At 33.0% G+C, this 24332-nt stretch carries 24 protein-coding genes and 2 riboswitches; of the genes, 4 read left to right on the top strand and 20 right to left on the bottom strand.

The window, feature by feature from the left end; translation table 11 throughout:
* The first annotated feature begins 34 nt into the window (after positions 1-34).
* The gene (locus BK137_RS06415; protein ID WP_051448794.1) at positions 35-913 is read left to right on the top strand and encodes a DUF1385 domain-containing protein; all 879 of its coding nucleotides are present in this window, start codon (positions 35-37) and stop codon (positions 911-913) included.
* A gap of 112 nt (positions 914-1025) precedes the next feature.
* A complete protein-coding gene (locus tag BK137_RS06410) occupies positions 1026-1421 on the top strand; it encodes a DUF3139 domain-containing protein (protein WP_038186714.1) in 396 nt (131 codons plus the stop codon).
* A gap of 27 nt (positions 1422-1448) precedes the next feature.
* On the opposite strand, the gene BK137_RS06405 is transcribed toward BK137_RS06410, so the two are convergent.
* The 6 genes from BK137_RS06405 to BK137_RS06380 all read right to left on the bottom strand — a co-directional run bounded on the left by BK137_RS06405 (position 1449) and on the right by BK137_RS06380 (position 8252).
* Positions 1449-1799, bottom strand: coding sequence for a hypothetical protein (locus BK137_RS06405; protein WP_038186717.1), 351 nt, complete (start codon positions 1797-1799; stop codon positions 1449-1451).
* Positions 1800-1870: 71 nt separating this feature from the next.
* On the bottom strand, positions 1871-2440 hold the full coding sequence (locus BK137_RS06400) for an HAD-IA family hydrolase (protein WP_038186719.1): 570 nt from the start codon (positions 2438-2440) through the stop codon (positions 1871-1873).
* A gap of 330 nt (positions 2441-2770) precedes the next feature.
* On the bottom strand, positions 2771-3496 hold the full coding sequence (locus BK137_RS06395) for a GNAT family N-acetyltransferase (RefSeq protein WP_038186722.1): 726 nt from the start codon (positions 3494-3496) through the stop codon (positions 2771-2773).
* A 274-nt stretch (positions 3497-3770) separates the two neighbouring features.
* Complete coding sequence (locus tag BK137_RS06390) at positions 3771-4286, bottom strand: DinB family protein (protein ID WP_038188196.1); 516 nt, start codon at positions 4284-4286, stop codon at positions 3771-3773.
* Positions 4287-4669: 383 nt separating this feature from the next.
* The gene (locus tag BK137_RS06385) at positions 4670-7243 is read right to left on the bottom strand and encodes a vitamin B12-dependent ribonucleotide reductase (protein WP_143690999.1); all 2574 of its coding nucleotides are present in this window, start codon (positions 7241-7243) and stop codon (positions 4670-4672) included.
* A 175-nt stretch (positions 7244-7418) separates the two neighbouring features.
* Entirely contained in the window at positions 7419-8252 is an 834-nt protein-coding gene (locus BK137_RS06380) for a lipoate--protein ligase family protein (protein WP_038186729.1), read from the bottom strand.
* A gap of 104 nt (positions 8253-8356) precedes the next feature.
* Here BK137_RS06380 and BK137_RS06375 point away from each other — a divergent pair, with 104 nt between their 5' ends.
* Entirely contained in the window at positions 8357-8737 is a 381-nt protein-coding gene (locus tag BK137_RS06375) for a rhodanese-like domain-containing protein (protein ID WP_038186732.1), read from the top strand.
* A gap of 111 nt (positions 8738-8848) precedes the next feature.
* Positions 8849-10114, top strand: a complete 1266-nt coding sequence (locus BK137_RS06370) for an ATP-binding protein (protein ID WP_038186735.1) — start codon at positions 8849-8851, stop codon at positions 10112-10114.
* A 99-nt stretch (positions 10115-10213) separates the two neighbouring features.
* Here BK137_RS06370 and BK137_RS06365 read toward each other — a convergent pair whose 3' ends face one another.
* From BK137_RS06365 to BK137_RS22510, 14 genes are all read right to left on the bottom strand, one after another.
* Positions 10214-10687, bottom strand: a complete 474-nt coding sequence (locus BK137_RS06365) for an ASCH domain-containing protein (protein WP_081730116.1) — start codon at positions 10685-10687, stop codon at positions 10214-10216.
* Positions 10688-10850: 163 nt separating this feature from the next.
* Entirely contained in the window at positions 10851-11135 is a 285-nt protein-coding gene (locus BK137_RS06360) for a hypothetical protein (protein WP_038186737.1), read from the bottom strand.
* A 186-nt stretch (positions 11136-11321) separates the two neighbouring features.
* Positions 11322-12794 carry an aminomethyl-transferring glycine dehydrogenase subunit GcvPB gene (gene gcvPB / locus BK137_RS06355; protein WP_038186740.1) on the bottom strand — a complete coding sequence of 491 codons (1473 nt, stop codon included), beginning with the start codon at positions 12792-12794 and terminating at the stop codon, positions 11322-11324.
* Positions 12787-14133, bottom strand: a complete 1347-nt coding sequence (gcvPA, locus tag BK137_RS06350; RefSeq protein ID WP_038186743.1) for an aminomethyl-transferring glycine dehydrogenase subunit GcvPA — start codon at positions 14131-14133, stop codon at positions 12787-12789. The genes gcvPB and gcvPA overlap by 8 nt, the downstream gene beginning before the upstream one ends.
* A 26-nt stretch (positions 14134-14159) precedes the next feature.
* Positions 14160-15263 (bottom strand): glycine cleavage system aminomethyltransferase GcvT, encoded by a 1104-nt coding sequence (gene gcvT, locus BK137_RS06345; protein ID WP_038186756.1) that lies wholly within the window; start codon positions 15261-15263, stop codon positions 14160-14162.
* Positions 15264-15327: 64 nt separating this feature from the next.
* Positions 15328-15405, bottom strand: a riboswitch (glycine riboswitch).
* A gap of 3 nt (positions 15406-15408) precedes the next feature.
* A riboswitch (glycine riboswitch) is annotated at positions 15409-15502 on the bottom strand.
* 148 nt (positions 15503-15650) lie between these two features.
* Positions 15651-16163 (bottom strand): shikimate kinase, encoded by a 513-nt coding sequence (locus BK137_RS06340; protein WP_038186762.1) that lies wholly within the window; start codon positions 16161-16163, stop codon positions 15651-15653.
* A 200-nt stretch (positions 16164-16363) separates the two neighbouring features.
* Positions 16364-16822: a competence type IV pilus minor pilin ComGF gene (comGF, locus tag BK137_RS06330; RefSeq protein WP_038186764.1), complete on the bottom strand. Its 459-nt coding sequence runs from the start codon at positions 16820-16822 to the stop codon at positions 16364-16366.
* A complete protein-coding gene (locus tag BK137_RS06325) occupies positions 16807-17109 on the bottom strand; it encodes a hypothetical protein (protein ID WP_038186766.1) in 303 nt (100 codons plus the stop codon). The genes comGF and BK137_RS06325 overlap by 16 nt, the downstream gene beginning before the upstream one ends.
* Positions 17099-17569, bottom strand: coding sequence for a prepilin-type N-terminal cleavage/methylation domain-containing protein (locus BK137_RS06320; RefSeq protein ID WP_038186769.1), 471 nt, complete (start codon positions 17567-17569; stop codon positions 17099-17101). The genes BK137_RS06325 and BK137_RS06320 overlap by 11 nt, the downstream gene beginning before the upstream one ends.
* The gene (locus BK137_RS22220) at positions 17562-17723 is read right to left on the bottom strand and encodes a hypothetical protein (protein ID WP_155981196.1); all 162 of its coding nucleotides are present in this window, start codon (positions 17721-17723) and stop codon (positions 17562-17564) included. Before BK137_RS22220 ends, BK137_RS06320 begins: the two co-directional genes overlap by 8 nt.
* A gap of 343 nt (positions 17724-18066) precedes the next feature.
* Complete coding sequence (locus BK137_RS06315; RefSeq protein ID WP_038186771.1) at positions 18067-19131, bottom strand: hypothetical protein; 1065 nt, start codon at positions 19129-19131, stop codon at positions 18067-18069.
* The gene (locus tag BK137_RS06310) at positions 19112-21592 is read right to left on the bottom strand and encodes an AAA family ATPase (protein WP_038186773.1); all 2481 of its coding nucleotides are present in this window, start codon (positions 21590-21592) and stop codon (positions 19112-19114) included. Before BK137_RS06310 ends, BK137_RS06315 begins: the two co-directional genes overlap by 20 nt.
* Before the next feature lie 368 nt (positions 21593-21960).
* A complete protein-coding gene (locus tag BK137_RS06305) occupies positions 21961-23724 on the bottom strand; it encodes a recombinase family protein (protein WP_038186775.1) in 1764 nt (587 codons plus the stop codon).
* A gap of 308 nt (positions 23725-24032) precedes the next feature.
* A complete protein-coding gene (locus BK137_RS22510) occupies positions 24033-24188 on the bottom strand; it encodes a hypothetical protein (RefSeq protein ID WP_162148717.1) in 156 nt (51 codons plus the stop codon).
* Positions 24189-24332 lie beyond the last annotated feature (144 nt).

The raw sequence follows: 24332 nt of genomic DNA, 5'->3' as shown, positions 1-24332 counted from the left end.
AATTTATGGGGGGCAAGCATTGATTGAGGGCGTAATGATGGGCGGTAAAGAACATACTGTATCCGCTATTCGCCGTAATGATGACTCAATAGAGTATTTCTATGTTAAAAAAGAAAAAAAGCCAGCGCTTCAAAGGCTGAAAAAGATCCCTTTTATTAGAGGGATAGTTGCTATTATTGAATCAGCTGCAAACGGCTCCAAGCATTTACAATTTGCAGGTGATCGCTATGATGTCAATCCAGGTGAAGAAGTTGAAGAATCCACTGAAGAAGGTTCGAAGCTCCAAATGATTTTAGGAGTAGCTGCAATTGGCGTACTTTCATTCCTTTTCGGTAAATTTATTTTCACATTGATTCCTGTATTCTTGGCACAGCTTTTCCATACATGGCTTCCAGGAAAAACTGCACAAATTTTGTTAGAGAGTGGTTTCAAACTAATATTGCTACTCAGTTATATTTATTTTGTATCACTGACTCCACTTATTAAACGTGTTTTCCAGTACCACGGCTCTGAACATAAGGTTATAAATTGTTATGAAAACGGTCTACCTTTAACAGTAGAAAATGTACAAGCTCAATCACGTTTACACTACAGATGTGGTAGTAGTTTTATGTTATTTACAGTTATCGTAGGTATGTTCATCTACTTCTTAGTACCAACAGATCCGTTTTGGTTACGCATTGTGGATCGTATCTTATTAATCCCAGTTGTACTTGGAGTGGCTTTTGAAGTATTGCAATGGACTAATGCTTGTCGGAATGTACCAGTACTGCGCTATTTAGGTTATCCTGGTTTATGGCTTCAATTACTTACAACAAAAGAACCCAAAGACGACCAAGTAGAAGTCGCTATCGCTTCGTTTAATAAATTATTAGAAATCGAGAAAGACCCAAAAAATATATCAGTAAACTAATAGAAACGCAGAAGAACTCAGGAGCTCTTCTGCGTTTTTATTGTTGTTCCCAAAACGATAATTTACACAAATGGTTTTAATTGGTATATTTTAATAAAGGAGGTTCTTTCTATTGAAGAAGAGACTTTTTCTTATTTCTGCTTTTTTGTTACTTATTAGTAGTCTGTCTTTTTTATATTTTTATATTATTAAAAATGGCAATCCTTATACGATGCTTTTAGTTCAATATCATATAAAAAAACATATGGAAAGAAACGACATTACGACAGAAATGTTAATTCTCGATAAATCTGGTTACATAGAACCTAAACAAGTAGTACACAAAGATTATTATCGCGGCTTATTTCAATTACGATTTAAAGATGAACCGCAAATTACTTATTATTACGGACTACATAAAGAAAATAAAGCAATCATTCAATTTTGCGAAGAGAATCCGTTAGTTGTACGCACCTTTAAAAAGGCGAAACATAGTGAAGAAATTTGTGCAAATGCCTATAAAAACTAAAAAAATCTGTGCAGAAATTGCACAGATTTATTTGTTTTTATTAGCGCGAAGCTTTTGAATGCCTTTTGCTCCAAAGTAACCAATAATCCAAAATACAAGAAAATATAAGCCATATCCCCATGCAGAGCTGTTTAATACCGTAAACAGGATAATGATAAAAGCAATATAAGAAACTGCTAATGCAATCCATGGATTAATATTATTTAAAGCACATGAAATTCCCTGCACTAAAAAAGTTAATGGGAAAATAAGGACTAAGCTAAGTAGAAAATAGGATTTATTTGCTTCATCATTTCCAAAAGCCCCTGTCAATGTCATCGCGATAACACCTAACATCGCAAACGCCGGGAAGAAAATACCCGCAATTTTATTACTCACATGATCACTCCTAACAAATTGTCTTCATTTTATCATGAATGTTCACATAGGTGAGGAATAAAAAATTACGTTTATCTATTTAATTTTACTACTTTAAAAAAATCATCATAATCATTTATTTGAAAATCTGCCACTTCACAATTCCCCTGATACATACAACTCACCAGTCCAATTTTCTTTGCCGGGATTAAATCGAGTTCTCTATCTCCAATCGCGATATCTAAATCATATTTATCATGTAAATATTGATACGAAGTTGGGTGAGGTTTGCGTGGATAGCCATTTTCAACAGTCACAATTTCAACGAAGTATTTTTCAAAACCATAGTATTGGAGAATATCCAGAACCGGTTGTCTCTCCTTATGTGTCATAATGACATTTTTGTTTGCAAATCGCAAAATTTTCTCAACATCAGGAAACGGCTTTATCCTACTTGGTGGTAACTCTAGATTAAGCTTTTTAACTTCTTTTATTTGTTCATCTGTTAATTTAAAATGATTAAATGCATGTGTCGCTGAAATCTTCAATTCACGATAAATATCTTCTCGAGCAACTGTGCCATTTAGTACTTTATATAAATTTTCTGTGTATGCTGGATATGTATCAAATAAAGTACCATCAAAATCCCATAAGATATTCACATAAACCCTCCTGATTTCTATAAATTTATTTAGTATGTCCTCGTAAAAGTTGTTGTAATTTCACATAATGTATCGCCTTTATTTTACCACGGAAATATTCATGTATAAATTTCTTCTAATACTATAGAAATAGTATTTACTTTCTTCTTTTTTCTAAACTTAATCTACCTAATTTTTATCCTCCAGGACCTTTCTAACTGCCCCTTTAGTTGAATAAGAAAAAGAGCTATCAGAACAGCTCAGAGATTTTCTTACAAAAGCGTTCGTTAGTTTAAGTGCATTTTTCCACAAATTTCATTTTAATTCTGCTCCATACTTATTACTACTTATCTATTCTTTAATAGAATGTTGTAATGAAATTACTGAATTTTTATTTTGAATGCAACCGTTTGAAACCATTATATTTCTCATTTGAGTATTATCAACTTGAGTCATCCCTAGATAAGTCTTTGCCTTAAATTCATCTTTCAATCTGTGTAATCCTATTAAGTGTAAGTTTTTGCCCAGCCTTTTCCCTAGAAAATCAGGATGAATGCCTATCCAAAAAATGCGACCTTCTTTTTCTGTATTTGGCTCTATATGAGGAAAAACTACACCAACTGGTTCATTATTAACTAAATACACTGTATACATTTTCTCTACTTGTGATGGAAGCTCAATCCTCATTCCGGTTAAAAACTTCTCTGTATCAATATAATTTTTACCCATTACTTCAGATAAAAAAGAAATAGAATTATTCTCAGAAATTGACCATACCTCATAATTTGGTATCGATACATCTAATGGTGTTGTAAAAGATCTCGTATACATAACCCTTTCACCAATAATCCCCATTTTAGTTCTAGTACAATTTAAGCTATCCAAAAAAGTTTTAGGACACTCAAACTTTACTTTTTTCAGTTTACTGCTTTTTAGTTGAGTTAAAAGCTCGTTTATAAGCGTATCTATTTCAGTAGCTTGATTATGTCTATTCTCTAAAATTTCTAAAATGATTACATTATCACCTTTTATGTAATGCACGCCAAATCTTTGTAATTTTTGAAGTAGTATATCCATATAATTTCACCCCTTTTATAAAAATTCTTTACTTTTTTTAAATTTCCTTCTTTCGTTAACCTGCCCCGTTAGTTGAATAAAAAAGAGCTGTATGGACAGCTCAATGATCTTCTACTAAAGCACCCTTTAGTTAAAGAAGAAACAAATCTCGAATTAAATACTTTTTAGAACTTTTGCTGGATTTCCCGCCACTATTGTATTAGCAGAAACATTTTCATACCAACAGAACCTGCAGTAACAATTGAATTATCACCCCCGTTTGTGAAAAGGTAGTCTAATTGTCGAATAGCCCCCTTCCTCTCAGGTTTGCGGAAACAGGCTCCTTTCCTATTTCACGTGCCCATATAGATAACTGGCCGATATGGTGGATTTCGTGAACAATGACATGACGTATGATCTCTCCGTGTGTACATTCAATGACTCTGCTCCTGATTGGTGTGTCTCTAGAGCTAATCGGTTCTTCATTGAAATCAGTTTCTGAAAGTTTCCGAGAATCCATTTCATTTGTCCAAGATGTCACAAATGGCTTCACTTTCTCATGGTATTGAGCTGAAAGATTTTTCACTTTTTGTAAGCTAGCATAATCCTCAAACAATGGCTCCTCAGGTACTGGTTCACCTCGCAAACCTAAGATCCACATATATTCCACATCTACAATGTGAAACAGGGTATGTAGGATACTGCCGAACCCACCGATCCGTTTCTTTAATAGTTCTTCATCAGGTATGCCTTCGCACCATGTAAACCAATCATTACGAACTTGCCAGTTATATTGAAACAGTTTCAAAATCACAACAACCTCCATCTTTTAAATATGCCCCCATATTAAGAGATGTTCAAAACAGAAAAAGTATTACCTCCTTGTTCAACTATTCTGCCCCGTTAGTTCAATAAGGAAAGCCGAAATAATTACATTTCGGTTCAACTTTTTTTTAAACAGTATAACTTTCTTCAAAACAGTATATCTTTCTTTAAAACGGTACGACTTTCTTTCAAGTTTACATTAGGTAGTTTATTGTCAAAGTATTACTAGAACTATTCATAAAACTAAACCTCATTCAAAAGGAAAGGACTCCCTCTTCATCTATTAATGAAAGGGGAGTCCTTAATGGTTGTTATGGTTTTATTTTAGATAACCATCTTTGCGCTCGTTAGTAGCTAGAAGTCAGTATATTAAAGACCACATTTAAGTTGTGCACCGCAATTTGTGCATGTGTTACAGCCACCTAGTTCTTCAACTGTTCCTTTGCGACATACTGGGCATGTGTTACCGACTTCAGAGCCGATTGTTACGTTTGTTGAGCGTAAGTCTTGAATAGTATCGATTAAAACAACTGGACGTTTTTCTGCTACTTGTTCTTCTTGTAGAGTGTCCTCGTCCATAACGTTTTCTTCTGCTTTTAGAGTTAATACTTGTGAATCACGGCTACCATCAACATAAACTGTACCGCCTTTAGCGCCACCATTGTATAAGCGTTCGTACACTTTTTGTACTTGATCTACAGTGTAACCACGTGGTGCATTTACTGTTTTAGAGATTGAGCTATCAATCCAGCGTTGGATAATACATTGTACATCTGCGTGTGCTTCTGGAGCTAATTCCATAGCAGTTACAAACCATTCAGGAAGATTTGCTTCATCTGCACCTGGGTTAGCAGCTAAATATTCTTGTACAATATCAGCTTTTACTTCAATGAATTTACCAAGACGACCACTACGGTAGTAAGTAAATGAGAAGTATGGTTCTAATCCAGTAGAAACCCCAACCATTGTTCCTGTTGAACCTGTAGGAGCTACAGTTAGTAGGTGCGAGTTACGAATACCGCCTTCAAGTACTGCTTCACGGATATGTTCAGGCATTTTTTGCATGAAGCCTGTTTCTGTAAAGCGTTTGCGAAGTGCTAATGTTTCAGATTCTGTTTCTCCTGTTAGGAATGGGAAACTACCTCGTTCTTTTGCAAGTTCAGTAGATGCTTCGTATGCTGTTGTCGCAATCGTCTTAAAGATTTCATCAACAAGGATGTTACCTTCTTCAGAGCCATATTCTTTTTCACAGTAGATAAGTAAATCAGCCATTCCCATAACACCTAGTCCAACACGGCGTTCGCCTAATGCTTGTACTTTGTTGTCTTCAAGGAAATAAGGAGTAGCATCGATTACGTTATCTTGCATACGTACTCCGACACGAACTGTTTCTTTCAACGCTTCAAAGTCCACTGTTTTCGTATCTTTTTGAGCAAATTGCGCTAAGTTTACAGCTGCTAAGTTACAAACTGAATACGGCGCAAGTGGTTGTTCTCCACATGGGTTTGTTGCTACAACTTTTTGACCGTATGCTTTTGCATTTGTCATATCGTTTGCGTTGTCGATGAAGAAAATACCTGGTTCTGCTGAGTAAGTTGCACAGATATTGATTAAGTTCCAAAGTTCACGTGCTTTTACTTTACGGTAAGTACGTACAGCATGGCCCATTTCAGCCCATTCACGAACATCGCCAACTTCATGCCATGTATCGTTATAGATTTTCATTTCTTCAGCATTATATGATTCGACAGCTGGGAATCGTAAATCAAATTCAGCATCAGCTTCTACAGCTTCCATGAATTCATTTGTGATTGTAACAGAAATATTCGCACCAGTTAGGAATTCAGCGTTATGCACGCTGTATGTTCCACCGTCACGTAATTTCGTCTCAGCATCACGAATAATGGCTTCATTAAAACCACCGACACCAGGGATAGTTTTATAATTAATAATACCTTGATACATCGCTTCTTCTTGTTGCGTTAAAGGTTTGAATTTTAGTTTTTCTTTTGCTAGACGTTGGATTGTTTCATCCGTTGTATTTTCGATTAAGAAACGTAAAATACGAGGGTTTTGCATTTTTGAAATAATAAATTCAATAATATCCGGATGCCAATCTGCCAACATAATCATTTGTGCACCACGACGTGATCCACCTTGTTCAACAAGATGAGTCAGCTTAGCAATATCATCTAACCATGAAACAGATCCTGATGATTTACCATTGACACCACGAGCAAGTGTGTTTCGTGGACGTAATGTAGAACCATTAGTACCTACACCACCACCGCGACTCATAATTTCCATTACTTGTTTACGGTGATCACTAATGCCTTCACGAGAGTCTGCAACAAATGGCATTACGTAACAGTTAAAGTAAGTAACATCTGTTCCTGCGCCTGCTCCGTAAATAACACGTCCCGCTGGAATAAAGTTTAACTTCACTAATTGTTCGTAGAATTTTTCATACCATTCTTGGCGTTTTTCTTCTGTTTTTTCAACGGCTGCTAGGCCAGTTGCATTACGTTTTGCAATTTGTTCGTAAAAGACTTCAAGAGGCTTCTCAATAACGTCTAAAGAACGTGTGACAATTCCTGTTTGTTGTTCAGAATCATCATCAATAGCACTTCTATAATCTGCTTCAATCAGCACTTCTGCTGTTTTCTTTTCTGCATTAATTGAAACGATATAACCAAGACCACGTGCTGGGAATTTAGGGTCAGCTTTGACCGTTAAAACAACAAAATCCCCTGCTTTTAGCGTTTTCTTTTCCGTATCTTTAAAAGAATAACGGTCGATCATGACTAAGCGAGACACACCTTTATGTGTTATATGCATGTCCTCTGTGATGGCATGAACTTGTGGAAATTGTTGAATATCATTATTTAATTGTTGTACATTAATCGTCTGATTATGATGCTGTGAAGCAAGTACCATTATCATTCGCCTCCCTATTTAGATCGCGCTTTAAACACTATATATAGTGTTTGTTCAAGACATTACGATACTATATATTGATAAGAAAAGCAAATAGGGTGATTTTGAGCAAAATGTTGATTTAACAACATTGGAAGCGATTTTTCGATTTTTGCAAAGCTAAAATAAGTCAAAAAGACTACTATTTTCTAAAATTCCATTCATCACTTTCATAACGAGTTTTTGCTAAATTATTAACAAAATCCATTTGTTCCTTCGTTAACGTGTACGGTACAAGTTCAATGTCTAACCCGTCCTCAAATCCTTTGCGGAAAGCAGATATACATGTCTCAACATCGACAGGTTTTTGTGCTAACTGATTAATAGCTACCGCTTTTTGTGGTAAATGTTTGCGCATACGCTCTCTTGAAGCTTCCGATGGAAATTTAAAAAGAGAAATCAATTTTTCATCATCGAGATCGATTAATATCGCTCCATGTTGTAAAATGACACCTTCTTGTCGCGTTTGTGCACTACCTGCTACCTTTTTACCTTCTACTACTAATTCATACCAACTTGGCGCATCAAAACATACCGCGCTCTTCGGAGTTTTCAAATCTGCTCGTTTTTCTTCTGAATCAGGAACTGAAAAATAAGCATCTAACCCTAAGTTTCGGAAACCTAGTAATAAGCCTTCGCTTAATACTCTATAAGCTTCAGTCACCGTTTTAGGCATGTCTGGGTAGTCTTCATTAACAATGATGCTATATGTTAGTTCATGTTCATGTAAGACTGCACGACCGCCAGTAGGACGGCGTACAAATCCTAAATTTAATTTATGTAATTGTTCAAAATCAATATCTTTTTCAGCACGTTGAAAATATCCAATAGAAAGTGTTGCTGGATTCCATTCGTAAAATCGTATTACTGGTGGAATTAAACCTTTACTATGCCAATGTAGGAGCGCTTCATCTAATGCCATATTGAATGCAGGGCTACAAGGACCTGAATTAATAAAATACCATGTTGTTTTCATTTGGTCTCCTCCTTATAATCAACTTATCTATTTTAACAAACTCATTGGACTATCGCTACATGTTCTTTTATAATATTACTGTAGATAGAAAGGGGTAAGACGATTTGAGTTGGTTATATACATTAGCAATTGTTTTATTTGTGGTGATTGTATACGCTTTAGTAAACGCTCTTCGTTTCAAAAAAGCAGTTACAACTTTAACACAAGAAGAATTTATTGAAGGTTATCGTAAAGCACAATTAATAGATGTGCGTGAGCCAAAAGAATTTGATGGTGGTCATATTCTAGGCGCTCGTAACGTCCCAACCTCACAACTTCGTCAACGCTATAAAGAAATTCGCCCAGACAAACCTGTTTACTTGTACTGCCAAAATGCTGGACGTAGTGCACGTGCTGCTATGTTATTAAAGAAAAAAGGCTACGATCAAGTATACCAATTACAAGGTGGATACAAAAATTGGACAGGCAAAATCAAAGTGAAATAATTTGATTGCGTTGCAAATAAAAAAGAGTCATTTCTATTTATAACAGAAATGACTCTATTTTTTCTTAATTATATATTCTATAAATTAATAACGTCCATAAAGGAGGATATAATGCCAAAATTCTTATATACATTTCACGAAGATTTGCGACAAGACATCCCTAACTATGCAGATGTATCAGCGGTCTTTGAGCGCATCTCAAAAAAACTAAATGAAGTACACCCTGCTAATTTTCGTGGTGTGACTGTCGAACTAAATAATTCACAATTTCATCATCATTTACTAGAAATGATGGAAAAGGAATTAATCCGCTATGAAAATTTGAGTTATATATATGCCTCATTACCTAGCATTGTTTTAAATTCTGTCTCAGAAGATCAATTAGATAATCAGCTAAAATCAATTAAGACATTTAGTAATTCTTTAATCTACTTTCCTGATTATGAAGTAGCCATTACACAAATCCCTGTATTCCGCTCCGATTCAGAATGGCCAGAGTTTTTCTATTTTACAACAAGTGCGGAGAAAATGATGAATTTTATCGAAGCTGTTCAAGAACAGTTACGTCAAATGTTGATGGAAACTGTTACCTACTTAGTTGATGTTCATGATGGTATTAAACGACGGAGTTACGGCGAAGGTAAGCAAATTACACGAGAAGATGTTTTCTTAGAACCTTCACTTAAGCAAGAGATTTTCCGTTCGATTGATGAGTTTTTCAAGGAGGGTGGCAATTTCTTTAAACATTACGGCCTTCCTTATAAAAGAGGAATCTTATTATATGGCTCACCAGGAAACGGAAAGACTACGCTTGTAAAGTCCATTACAGGTTCTGTAACAGCTCCTGTTGTGTATTGGCAAATTACTGAGCATACATCAAGCGAGTCCATTGAAGAGGTCTTCCGTATGGTAACAAGTTTAGCTCCAGCAATACTCGTTATTGAAGATATAGATTCTATGCCCGAATATACACGTTCATTATTTTTAAATACACTAGACGGAGCTCAATCACGTGAAGGTATTTTTTTAATTGGTACGACCAATTATCCTGACCGCATCGATCCAGCTTTAATCAACCGTGCAGGAAGGTTTGATCGAGCATACGAGATTATGAATCCTACAACTGAAATACGTGCTACATATTTACGCAAATTAGATATTCAGCATATATTCTCAGAAGACGAGCTAATAGATGCTGCTAAACTTTCAAAAGAACTTTCTATGTCACAACTTAATGAGTTATATATGTCAGTTGCTCTAAATTGGCATTATGATAAAAAACTCGATTACGAGAAATGTATTAAAGATTTACAAAAACAACGTAAAAAAGCCTTCCGAAATGAATGGGAAAGAAATGAAGTAAATATAGGGTTCTAAAAAAATACACTCCTAGAGATTGGTTGACTCAATCTCTGGGAGTGTATTTTTTTAAAATAACATTTAATATCTTCGCAAAATAGTTCTAATTTTTCTTATTTATACCTGATTTTGATAAACATCCATTACCTTAAAAGTTTGACAAACAAGCAATAGGTCAGAGTTAAAGGTAAGATCATACTGATTGAGCTCCCAAGTGAAAAATTTTACATGCTCCCGATACCAATAATCATAGGATAAATCTCCTTCACCTTCAGCCTTTGCAAAATCACTTGTTACTTCATTCATTTTCACCAATTCGATTTTTGTATATTTTATTATTGCTAGAGGTTCATTGTTACCATCTAATACAATATCGTACTGTCCAACTTTTTGAATTTTTTCTTTTTCAAGTTCATATACACAATGAGCAGCACATGTTGCTGTTTTGCTACCATTCACAACTAAACTCCCTAAATCATCCGCCATTTCTTTGGAACCATCTCCAAACATCCATGACTCTGGAGTCGTCATATCTAATTCATTTTCTTTAGCATATGTATGCCAATATTCATCTATTTTATTGATTGACATTAGGTGCTTCCCCCTTACAATCAAAATCCATAAGTATCTAATTCTTTTAATCTATTATTTCATGTCAAGTCCTCCTATATTAGTAATGAGATAATTATATTGCATTACTTAATATAAGAGGTTTCATATGCAGTAAACAGGTTTGAATTCTATACTTACTGTTTTAATCTATAACAGTTTTTTGCTTATTGATTTCTTGTAAAATTTGTAGATTTGTTAAACCATGTTTATGTAGCAAATCATAAATGATTTTCTTTTCGTATTCCATTAGCGCCTTTGTATGCGCATCTGGAGTGAAATAGATTAACGTACTTTGTTCTTTTTGTTGCTTTATGTACAATTCAGAAATTAATTCGTCAACCGTATATTCTTGATAATCCTCTTTTAAGGATTTTAGTAAGTCATTTTGATCATTAGTTGTATCATTGATACTTTTAAAGTAAGCCATGAAAACTCCCCTTTTTTCACACATTGATTCATACTGCATTTATGTTAGCATAGCAATTTTAAAGTCATCTGTCTATGTCCAAGCGATTTTTTCCATAACTAACATGATCTTTTCATTAAGCTATTTATATACAAATCATGAGAAAACCTCTAGCAAAGTGCTAGAGGTTTTCAATATACGAATATATTATACTTCTACTGTTTCTCTTTCGTATCGTAAAACTGGGTTACGTGCTGCTCTTGTTTCATCAAGACGGCCAATAACAGTTGTATGTGGTGCATTTTGTACTACTTCTGGTGTTTCTTCTACTTCTTTAGCAATTTGAATCATTGCGTCACAGAAAGCGTCTAATGTTTCTTTTGATTCTGTTTCAGTTGGTTCAATCATTAAACCTTCTTCCACATTTAATGGGAAGTAAGTTGTTGGTGGATGGTAGCCAAAGTCTAACAGTCGTTTTGCCATATCAAGTGTACGAGCGCCTAGTTTTTTCTGGCGGCTTCCACTTAATACAAATTCATGCTTGCAATGACGGTTGTAAGGTAGATCAAAGTATGGCTCTAATCTTCTCATCATATAGTTTGCATTAATTACTGCATTTTCAGTTACTGCTTTAAGACCATCTGGACCCATTGAACGGATATAAGTATATGCACGAACATTAATACCAAAGTTACCATAGAATGGCTTCACGCGACCAATTGATTGTGGACGGTCGTAATCGAAATGATAACCTTCTTCTGTTTTCACTAAAACAGGTTTTGGAAGGTACGGAATCAAGTCTGCCTTTACGCCAACTGGACCTGAACCAGGACCACCACCACCGTGAGGACCAGTGAAAGTTTTGTGTAAGTTTAAGTGAACGCAGTCAAAGCCCATATCACCAGGACGTGCTTTAGACATAACCGCATTTAAGTTTGCACCATCATAATATACTTTACCGCCAACCGAGTGAACGATTTCAGCGATATCTAGAATATGTTCTTCAAAAAGACCTAATGTATTTGGGTTAGTCAACATAAGCGCTGCTGTATCATCCCCAACTAGGCGGCGTAAATCCTCTAAATCTACAAGACCGTTTTCATCAGACTTCACAGTTACTGTATCAAAACCTGCAACTGTTGCTGATGCTGGGTTAGTACCGTGAGCAGAGTCTGGCACAAGTACTTTCGTACGTTGGAAGTCACCGTTTGCTTCGTGGAATGCACGAATCATCATTAATGCAGTCCATTCACCATGTGCACCAGCAGCTGGTTGAAGCGTTACTTCATCCATACCAGTAATCTCGATTAAATGCTCTTGTAAATCATACATTAACTCAAGTGCACCTTGAACAGTGGACTCATCTTGTAAAGGGTGAATATTAGCAAATCCTGCAAAACGTGCAACTGATTCATTAATTTTCGGGTTATATTTCATTGTACAAGAACCAAGTGGGTAGAAACCTGAATCTACACCGTGATTACGGCGAGAGAGCGCAGTATAATGACGCATAATATCAAGTTCTGATACTTCAGGTAGTCCCGCTTCTTCTGTACGAATAAATTCGTTTGGTAAGATAGCAGCTAAATCTACTGCTGGTACATCAAGCTCTGATAAACTATATCCTACGCGACCTTCTGTTGAAAGTTCAAAAATAAGTGGTTGATTGTCGTTATGCATGGAGAGCCCCCATTTCTTGCACAAGTGCATCGATTTCTTCTTTCGTACGTTGTTCAGTAACAGCAATTAGTGCATGGTTTTCAAGTGCTGCATCTACTTTACCTAAATCAAAGCCGCCAATAATGCCTTTTTCAAAAAGTTCCTTATTAATAGTAGAAACAGATGTATTACACTTCACAACGATCTCGTTGAAATGTGCGCCTTTATAAGCTACAGTGAAACCTGCTTTTTCAAAAGCTTCTTTAGCATAGTGTGTTTTTAAAATGTTTTGAGTAGCAATTTCTTGCACACCTTTTTTACCTAGAGCTGTCATTGCAACTGAAGCTGCAAGTGCATTTAAAGCTTGGTTTGAACAAATATTAGAAGTCGCTTTTTCACGACGAATATGTTGCTCACGTGCTTGTAAAGTTAATACATAACCGCGACGACCTTCGTCATCAATTGTTTCACCAATTAAACGACCAGGTACTTTTCGCATTAATTTTTTTGTAACAGCGAAGTAACCACAGTGTGGTCCGCCAAAGCTTTCTGGAATACCGAAAGGTTGAGCATCCCCGACAGTAATATCCGCACCCATTTTACCTGGAGGTGTTAGAATACCAAGTGCTAATGGGTTAGAAGATACGATACATAAGCCTTTTGCATCGTGGATTAAGTCTGCAATTGCTTGTACGTTCTCTACTTGACCGTAGAAGTTAGGATATTGAACCATCACGGCAGCTGTATCTGCATCGATTAATTCTTTTAACGCATCAAGATCAGTGACACCATCTTTTAAAGGAACATTTACTACTTCAATCGATTGACCAAGAGCATATGTTTTAACTACATCATGTGAAACTGGATGAACCGCACCAGAAACTAATAGCTTTTTACGACGAGTATGTGCTGCTGCAAGCATACCAGCTTCAGCAAGAGCTGTCCCACCATCATACATAGATGAGTTTGCTAAATCCATACCTGTTAGTTCTGCAATCATTGTTTGAAATTCGAAAATAGCTTGTAATTCACCTTGTGAAATTTCTGGTTGGTAAGGTGTGTAAGCCGTATAGAATTCTGAACGTGAAATAACGTGGTCAACAATGACTGGTTTATAGTGATCATAAACTCCAGCACCTAAGAATGATGCATATTCATCGCTATTTGCATTTTGTTTAGAAAGTTGTGCTAACTCTTTTAATAATGCTGATTCAGATTTTGCAGGTTTAATGTTGTAGTTTCCTTTAAAACGAACTTTTTCTGGGATGTCTGAGAATAATTCATCAACATTAGAGACGCCAATTACATTTAGCATTTCTTTTTGATCTTGCTCAGTCATAGGTAAGTACCGATGCTTCATTCGAAAAAACCCTCTCTTCATGAAAATTATTTTTGGCGTTTATAAAATGGTGTTGCAGTAGTAACCACTTTTAAGCGACGGTTACGGATTTCAATCTCAAGCTCTTGCCCAAGCTCCGCATACTCACTATCGATTAGTGCTAAACCGATATTACGTTTTGTTAATGGTGATTGTGTACCAGTTGTTACTTCACCAATTTGAGTATCACCTTTAAAGACTGGATAACCGTGACGTGGAATACCTTTATCAATCATTTCGATACCGATACTTTTACGTGGTACGCCATTTTCCTTTTGAGCTTGTAATGTCGATTTACCAACGAAATCTACTTCTTTATTTAATTTCACAACGAAATTAATGCCCGCTTCAAGTGGTGAAATATCTTTTGATAATTCTTGACCGTATAGCGGTAAACAAGATTCAAAGCGTAATGTATCACGTGAACCTAAACCACAAGGAACAACGCCATCAACTTCTCCTGCTGTTAAGATTTTGCCCCATAAAGCAATGATTGCTTCAGGTGCTGCATAAATCTCAAAGCCGTCTTCACCTGTGTAACCAGTGCGTGATATAAGTGTGTCATAACCCGCAATCGTTACATTTTGTTCTAAACGGAATGGTCTAATGTCTTGTAACGGTGTTTCAGTTAATGTTTGTAATACTTTTTCTGCAAGTGGCCCTTGTAATGCTAATTGACCGTATTCATCTGATGCATTTGTTAACTTCACATCACCTGACACTAACGTTTTCATCCACTCAAAGTCTTTTTCAATATTCGACGCATTAACGATTAATAAATAACGATCTTCTGCTAATTTATAAGTGAGTAAGTCATCTACAACGCCACCATTTTCATAGCACATTGCAGTATACTGCGTTTGGTTAATGGCAATTTTCGATACATCATTAGTAACAAGCTTTTGCAAATAAGCTAAACTTTCTGAACCTTCAACGAAGATTTCACCCATATGAGATACATCAAATAGTCCAGCTTTTGTTCGAACTGCTTCATGCTCGGCTTTAATAGAAGAAAATTGAACAGGCAATTCCCAACCACCAAAATCAATTGTTTTCCCACCATACTTCGAATACTCTTCGAATAACGGCGTTCTTTTTAATTCATTAGCCACTAATCTTCCTCCTCATTTGTTCAGGACATAAAAAAATGGACAGAGAAATCCTATAATTAGGATTCTCTGTCCATGCACCTGAAAGTTTTACCATTACGGCTGTCCTCTTTGGTGGCTGTAATCCATACAGCTCTCTCCAGAGTTGCGTCCCGTACGAGTCTTTTTGCCTGAGAGATTCATAACTTTTGTTATTTGCTCCTTCGGCGACGTCTCCAGACGTTCTCTCCCCGTACAATCATCCGCCCAAGATGGAATCTTGGTAGTATTTCCATGTCATTGTTCTATAACAATACGTCTCGTCTATATCCTAACATTGAATAGGGGTATCATGCAATAACTTTTATAAAATACTTTATAGACGAACATTAACTAGAAAGATTACGTATTTCATTCGCCTTTCAGACGTTTTATTTGAAAAGCAGTATATTCAACAATCTGTTTTAGTGAACGGTTTTCTGTTCGAATTGTGATATGTGTAGCTTCTCTATAAAATTTTCGGCGTTTATAAAATAAATCTTCTAATTCTTGTTTTGTAGAACGTTGGACGATTGGACGGTTTTTATCTTTATGGATTCTCTTCCAAATATCTGGAAATGTCGCATCTAAAAAAAGGACTAGTCCAGTTTGACGCATTATTCTACGATTTTGAGGATTCATCGCTACACCACCACCTGTTGAAATGATGCAAAACTCATCTCGGAAATTCCGTAAAAAATCCGTCTCCAGTTGACGAAAGTGCTCTTCTCCATATTTTTCAAATATTTCAGGAATCGTCATTTTCTCTCTTCTTACAATTTCTTGGTCCATATCATAGTAGGGCATTTTCAGATAGTAGCTTAAACGTCTACCAATTGCGCTTTTACCACAACCCATAAACCCTACTAAATATACTTTTCTCATTTTTTCACCTTCTCATCAACGACGACTGTTACTCTGTGCTATTTTCAATTTCTTGTATTTTATTTATAGTAGCACGAACATACGCCGATTCCAATGAATTATACGTTCGAAAATGAGATTCATAAGACATCACAGTGCTCAAAAGGTAACTCGTACAAAAAAACAATAGAATCATCGCTATTGGAAGAAGCATTCCTTTTTCACTCTTTAACATACGAAATAACAAAGTCTTTCTCCTTCCTTAAGCCATTAGTAAACAATACTTTTGTTGTTAGAGTTGTACGATTTACATCAATAAAAAACTGTATTTCATAAACATTCATCAGCATAGGCTCACTTCCTTGCCCTTCCTTTTGCATACGTACTACAGCACTAGACCTATTAATAGCGAGACTTCGATTATCCTTTCCAATGTGTAAGTTTGCATTTGCACCTATGCCAATAGTTTTTATATCCAACAAATACGATTGCAAATCATACGTAAATAGCTCCCATTCAATTTCCTGACGTTGATGAAAAGATCTATTTGACTCTTCATACCAAGGATAGAAGATCATAAATAACTGCGAAAAAAGTATAAGGACCATCAGTTGCAAAAGGGCATCCGCTAATGTATAGCCAGAGCGATTTTCTATCAGACTTTTTATGGCCGAATACATTTTTGCTGTTGTCCTTTTAAGTTTTCATAAAATACGCATACTTCATTATTCGTGAAATACCATCGATAGTTAATATTTTCTACAGTTCGACTACCTTGGAGCTGCTCCCCCTGCTCGACACGTTGAGAAGCTTGGTAAGCTGTTTCAGCTGCGTACAGCGCCATTTTCTTATCACTTAAAGTAACTTTCATCATTTGCAATGCTGGTAAAAGAGTTCCGAATATCGTCAAAATAATAACTAGAGTTAGTAATGTTTCTGGTAATGAGTTCCCTTTGTCATTCCACAATTTTCATCCTCCCTTTAACGATATTAATAATAAGTGATTTATTCCCAGTTGGTGTTAAAAAAACCAATGTACCAAAACTTGAGAATGTACCTTGAGAATCAATTTTAATCTGACGTAATGGACTGTTGTAACTATAAGTAACTCCCTCTGGTAGTTCTCGTGTAAGATAATATCGTCTAGTATTAAGGGGGGAATTACCTCCCCCTTCTGAATCTACCAACGTATATGCCCTGTATTTCTTTCCATCATCTATAAATTCCAGATATGAAATAATCCCGCTACCAATCGACTCACTCTGCACCTGTTCAATATCAAGCATTAATTGATATAAAAACTGATTAGCCATTCGTTCATCCAACTTTGCTTTGCCTAGTACCAAGCTTAAAGAACAAATTATCATCGTAACAGTAAGTACTAGTAACAATTCGACGAACGTAAATCCAGCTTCTTTGTTATTCATCTATTGTAGAAACTTCTCCATCCGAGATTTGAATCTTTTTTCCGGTACACGCATTTGTATCTTGCTTTAAATACTTTGCGTCCTCCAACATTTCAATTGTTGTTGGATACTTTTTTTCGTCAATACGATAAGCTTCAACTTGTCCTTGTACCATACTGACATTTGCATTGAATTACAACTTAATAGAAAACAAAAAAATATAAAAACCACCCTATTTATCTATTCTTTTTTTCTAACTTCATTAAATTTAAAATCTCAAACTTATATACGTTTCTTGCTGTTCATTCTTCCTTCAAATTGTCTATCTTATTGTTAATAAAATAAAAAAACAACACTATACATAATGTTGTTTTAAAATTAGAAGTGGTAAAAACATGATGAAAAATTTCATATTATTTCTCTTCATTTTTTTAGACAAAAAAAGTTTCATTCAAATTCAAAGAATAAGGGGTTATTAAAAAACGCTAATAAACTACATACAATTACTAGTAAAATAATTAGTTCTTTTTCTCTTCCTCTTTCTTTTTAAATTCACTATTAAGAAGAGGGAAAATTTCATATTTGAATATATCATTTTTAACTTTGGATAAGAGATCATTATTTATATCATCATTATAAAATTCTTTAGTTATTTTTTTCTTATTAAAAAAACCATAAGCGTTATCTAGTGAAACAATATATGTATCTGTATATAACATTGACTTTTTAATACTTCGACTTATTATTTCCTTATATGGTTCGTATCTCATTCCTAATCTATATACAGATTCAAATCCGCATACTTTATCTCTATGCTTAACATCCTTTTCTTTAAGCTCTAATTTATATCCATTATCAAAACCAAGGATTTGGGCATACGGGTCACCATCTCTATTTTTCGTTGATATAATTCTTTTAAAATATGTAATCTCGTCTATACTTTCTAGATATGGATGAATAGTTTTATCAAGAGAACCATCCTTTTCTCCTTTAAGTTTTGAATTGCATATGCTACATGATGGTACTAAATTATAAATTGATAAGGCTAACATAGGGTGTTTTTTTTGCACAAAGAAGTGATCTAAATCTGGTCTAATTTTAAATTTTATATTATTAGATTTTTCAATAACTCCTTGGGTGAATGTATACTGGGCATTACAAAATGGACACACTGATATATTTAAACTTTTTGTAAATTCTAGTGGGTTCCAAAACTTATTTTCAGTTTTAGAAAACACTTCATAATCAAATATATAAGTTAAAAATTCATTTATGCTTTTTAATTGAATTGCAGAAGTGATACCTTCAGAAAAAACTAAATTTTCAAATCCATTTTCAATCTCAATTAGTTTTGATGGTTTCGATAAAATTATTTTATCGTAATATTCCAATAAATAATCAACCATTTTATCTATGGATTTTTTATTAATACCTACTAAAAACTTATTATGGTTAACTTGATAATGATACAACCTAGAATATAACGATTTATAGTACTTCTGTTTAGGTCTTTTCACATATGTTTTTTTTAAGAATTGAATATGTCTAAAACTTAAATCAGCATTAATTATTAGTCTTTTCATTTTTTTTCAACTCCCACATAGACATCAATTTATTTAACTCGTCTTCCTTTTTTTTGATTTGTATAATTAAAGGATCAAGTTTTAGTTCGTACTCCATAATTTTAGAATTAAAAATCTCCATAACATTTTGCTTTATTAACGGTTCTGCAATAATATCTATAAAGTCCTGGTAGTATTTCTTATTTAAATATATATTTTCTAATGATTCATCATCCCTGGCTTCTAATAATATATTAACTACATCATTAATTTTCGCCTTAGCAAATTCTCCAACCAATCCATCTTGTATGAAAAATTGATTAGCTAAAAGTTCGTTAATGTTTGCTCCAAAAGTTCCTTCTGAAAAATAATCTTTATTTTCAGCCGAATGATTTAATAGTAAAACATTTTCCTTGGGAATATCGGAAATAATAAAAGGTGAATGGGTAGTTAAAATGATATGTATATTTATATCGCCTAATATTCTTTCTGTAGCCTTAAGGAAAATTTTCAAAAACTTCTTTTGCCATTGAGGATGTAAATATAAATCGCCTTCATCAACAAACAACATTAAATTCCTATACCCTATGTCCCTTGTATAATTATTAGATTTTTCTACTTTTAACTCACTACTTAAAATATAATCCTTTATTTCCTTTATTTTACTCAACATATTTAATATAGCTATCTCCCCACTACTCATATTCCTCCATGAAAATAGCAGTAAAGATTTGTCAAAAGAATTACCGAATAACCCTAAATATTCTTTCAATTCTTTAGAGTAAACTGAAATTTCTACATTAACAAAAGAGTTTATATTTGAAACTCTTGATTTTTGTAGTAAATTAACAATAGTCGTCATTTGAATATCTATAAATAAAAATTGTTGTTTAATATAGTCCTTTAAAACTCTCTTAAATCTTTTAATTAAGTTCCTAATTTGATATTTTTTTATTTTCTCTTCATTAACCTCTTCAATTTCGTCAAAACCAATGGGAAACTCTTCTTTAAGTCTATCTTCAAAATCTAAATATAGATTCTCTTCATATATTTCTGTTTCATAAGGTAGTATATACAAGTTTCTCTTTAATATATTTATAAATAAATATTCAATATGCTTAAAAAATTGCTTTAAATTCTCTTCCCATTTAAAAGTAACTATTGGATAATTATCTTTATCGAGTTTAAACTCTAATTGATTTATATAATATTCTTTAAAAATTGATTTTAGGTTAGGTTTAATACTCTCTATTAATTCCCTTTGCTCTTCCTCATCTCCGAATTCAAAATCTTGAACATTTGCTTCATTTTCAAAATAAAATTTTGATGATAAGTATTCCATATCTTCAAATGCCTCTTTTATCTGTTCACCGAATTTGTTTATATCTATTAATAGGTTTTCCTCTTCATAAAGAGTATATGGATTAAATCCACGTGAATCCATTTTATATTTCTTTGGAAAATACGATAAAATATTCATTAACATTTTTTCACATATGCTATCAAAAATATCCTTCAATATCTGTAATCGCTTAAAATTACTTTTTAAAGAACTTTTTTTGTATCTTATTTCAAATTCTTTGACTTTAGTTCTTGAAAAAGATTCACCTAACACTTTAAATGGAATTCTGATAAATTCTTCATATTCTTCAACAACTCTATCTTTTTTTGTTTTTTCATCTTCTTTTATTATTTCTTTATTTTTTATTATTTTTGTATCTTTAAAATCCTCAAAACTATTATATTTAAATTTCTTATCTATTAGTAAAGATGTTAATAATGAATCTATCAGTAAGGATGACTCCACTAACTTTGTATAATCATTATTTTCTAAGACTTTTAAATTTGAGAATATATTAATAGCATCTGGAATTTTTACATACCCTTGATTATTAATATTTAATAGATCATTATATTCTGATACTAGTTTTATCTGATTAAAAGCATTTTTATGTTGAAAATCAGTTTGAGTTAATCCTTCAGTAAATACTTCACTATTACTTGTTAAATCTAAAGTATGCTTGCCTCCTATGTGGCTATTGTTTGCATCTACTACTTTAGAATATAGAGCTTTTAATAACTGTAAATCCACCTTCTTTTTACTATATTTTGAGATTTTGAAATTATATTTTATGTATTCAATATTAGAAAGATAATATAGTTGATCATTTTTATTAAAAACTATAATATAATTAAAAAAATCATTATTTGGATTTTCTAACAATGAAATCAAATCATGAATTAATCTAGTTTTTCCACTTCCATTTTCACCTATAACCCCTAATAAACTACATATATTTTCTCCAAAGAATCCTTCTGTATTAAATGTTTTTTCAATTTGATTTATTATCTTATTTTCAAACTCAAATTCATATTTATATTTATGGCTTAAATTAATCTTAATGAATTTTTTTACTTTATTAACACTATTGTCCATTTCTTCATGACTAACTCTGTTGAAAGCTATGTATTCAATTTTCATTTCTATACGCCACCTTATAAATACTATGCAGATTTTAATGAATATAAAATATATATAAATTAACTTTTAAATTGAATCTCTCTTTTCAACAATTTATTTCTATCTGTTCAAATTTGATGAAGCCATACATCTCATTCTAAAAGTCTGTATATTATATCAGAAATAGTACAATGTATCTATTCCCTCGTTTTCCCCAACACCTTATTAGCAATTAGATACTGATTTATGCATTGAATTAAAAGTTAAAAATGCATAATAAAAAAGCGGTAAAATTCAGTACCGCTTTTAATAAAACATTCTTTATATTCTTTATATTCTTCGTAATACTGTTGTAAATATTGTACAAATGTACTTTATTCTTTCAACTATTAACTTTTTTCTTTAATTCGTTCTTCATGTTTAGCAACTTCTTTTCTAAATAATATTTCTTCAAATGGCGCTTCCTCATAATTTAAAATTGATTCTCGTTGTTCCTCTATTAACTGTTTGTTTCTGATAATTGTTTCCCCTAAGAATATTGGTTCACATAGTTTTATTTCTAATTCAGTACCACGAAATAATTGATTAAATCTCTCTATTTCATCATCATAATCTGGGCTAATGAAAATAACCTCAATAAAATCAGCACCTACTTCTATTTTTTTTAACAATTTAATTTTTTCATCAAATGAATATTCCTTTTTCTTGCGAAGTTTATTAATAACTATTTCTTTTTGTTGTACATTTTGTTTGATTTGTTCGATATCAGTTATATTTAATTGCTCTATTTGATTTGACAATCCAACTATTTCTGATTCGCATTGTTCCATTTTTTTATTTAAACTTTTTCTCATGGTCGAATTAGCATCAATAAAGCTATCTGTAATTGCTTCAATTTTATTTTTTATCTGAATAATTTTCTGTTGAATATCTTCTATCACTAATTTTCTTTCTAATATGGCCTTTTTAATATTTTTGTTAAGATGCATCAGTTGTCCGCCATGTCTCAAATCATTTATTCTTATTTGAGATTGATTAACAAAATTCACCAAATTATTATAAGCTATTCCCTTACAATCACATGATTTCACACTATACTTTCTTCTCTTTTGACACATATATGTTGTTTTATTTTTATATCCCATATGTCGAACAAAACGTGATCCACATTGTATACAAAAAACTTTCTCATAGAAAATATCGTCTTTTCCGTTATATTTACCTTTATTTGAATTGCTATTGGTTCGACTCTTTTTTATAGATTGAATTACTTCAAATTCATTTTTTGTGATAATCGCAGGAATAACATTATCCAATTGAATATGATGTGATACATCCGCTTTATGAAAATACATATCTGTTACATCAGCCTTAGTCCATTTTTGTACAATAGGTGAACCATAATAACAAGTATTATTGATTATTCTAGTAATTTTATCATTACTCCACTGATGACCTTGTTGTGTTAAAACACCTTCATTATTAAGAAGATTACTTAGCTTATTTCCGCCCATTTCATAATATTTATTAAAAATTAACTTTACAATCGTCGCTTGCTCTTCATCAATCACAATTTGTTTTTCTCCATTTTTGTCTATAATTCTTTTGTAACCATAAGGTAATCGAGCAGGTGAATATTTCCCATTTTGAGCTAAATGCCGTTTACTGAATCTAATCCGTCTTGAAGTATTATGTGACTCATTTTCAGCAATCGTGAATAGTAATTCTAGTCTCATTTTATAATCATCGGCTGAAGTATCCACAGCACTATTTATGAAGTATACAATAACACCATTATCTTTTAATTCTTTTATAACTTGCATAGCTTCATTAGAGTTACGACCAAAACGAAATATATCTTTACAAATAATATAATCAAATCTCGGCTTTCTATCTTTGTTAATTGTAAAATCATCTGCGGATCTATCGTTCCTTATTTTAAAATCTATTCCTCCATCATAAAGCATTTCTATAAATCCATTGCGCTTTCTAATTCGTGTACCACTCGCTTTATCTGCGTATGTTTCTATGATTTCAATATTTTTCGATTCACAGATATTTTTTAACGACTCCTCTTGAATTTCTAGTGACGACTTTTGTTCATCTTTATCAGTAGATATTCTGACATAGATTACACCTTTTTTCTTTTTCATTTTCTACCTCCTTTAACAACTGTATTTAAAATGTTTTATATCTTTATATATTATTGTAACTTCAACTTAAATTAGGTTCTTATTAAAACCTGTCTAATATATAGAATCAAAAAAGTATGCCTAATTTAGAAAGCCACTGTCTTTACAATGTCTTTGGGTTCCCGATCTGAAAAAATGTCACATAATGAACCTCTTGCTATATATTCATCTCTACTCAAAGTTGGCAATTTCTTAATATTTCACTCAAATTTCAATACACTAAAATTAACCCATATACAACACTCATATAAAGTTAACTGTTCATTAACTTAACAATATGTTCCTTGTTCTTTTGCTAGTAATTGTCTACTACTTACTTTCTTCTGCTCCATTCTTTCTGTATTTTTTAATAAATAAAAAAACAACACTATAAATAATGTCGTTTTTAAAACAGAAACAGTATACAAAGTACTAAAAAAATGCATACTGCCCCCATTTGTAAGTAATCTATGTTTGTATGTTGATTTAACACCAAAATCCCTACACTATATACTATAAGAACAAAAATACAAAAGGTAACGATTTTTAGAATTATAATAGAGAATTTTAAAGAAACGTCATCCATTAAA

The organism is Viridibacillus arenosi (genome assembly GCF_001955655.1).
GTDB lineage: Bacteria > Bacillota > Bacilli > Bacillales_A > Planococcaceae > Viridibacillus > Viridibacillus arenosi.
Note: the sequence above shows the minus strand (reverse complement) of the source record. Positions and strands in the feature narration are given on the sequence as shown.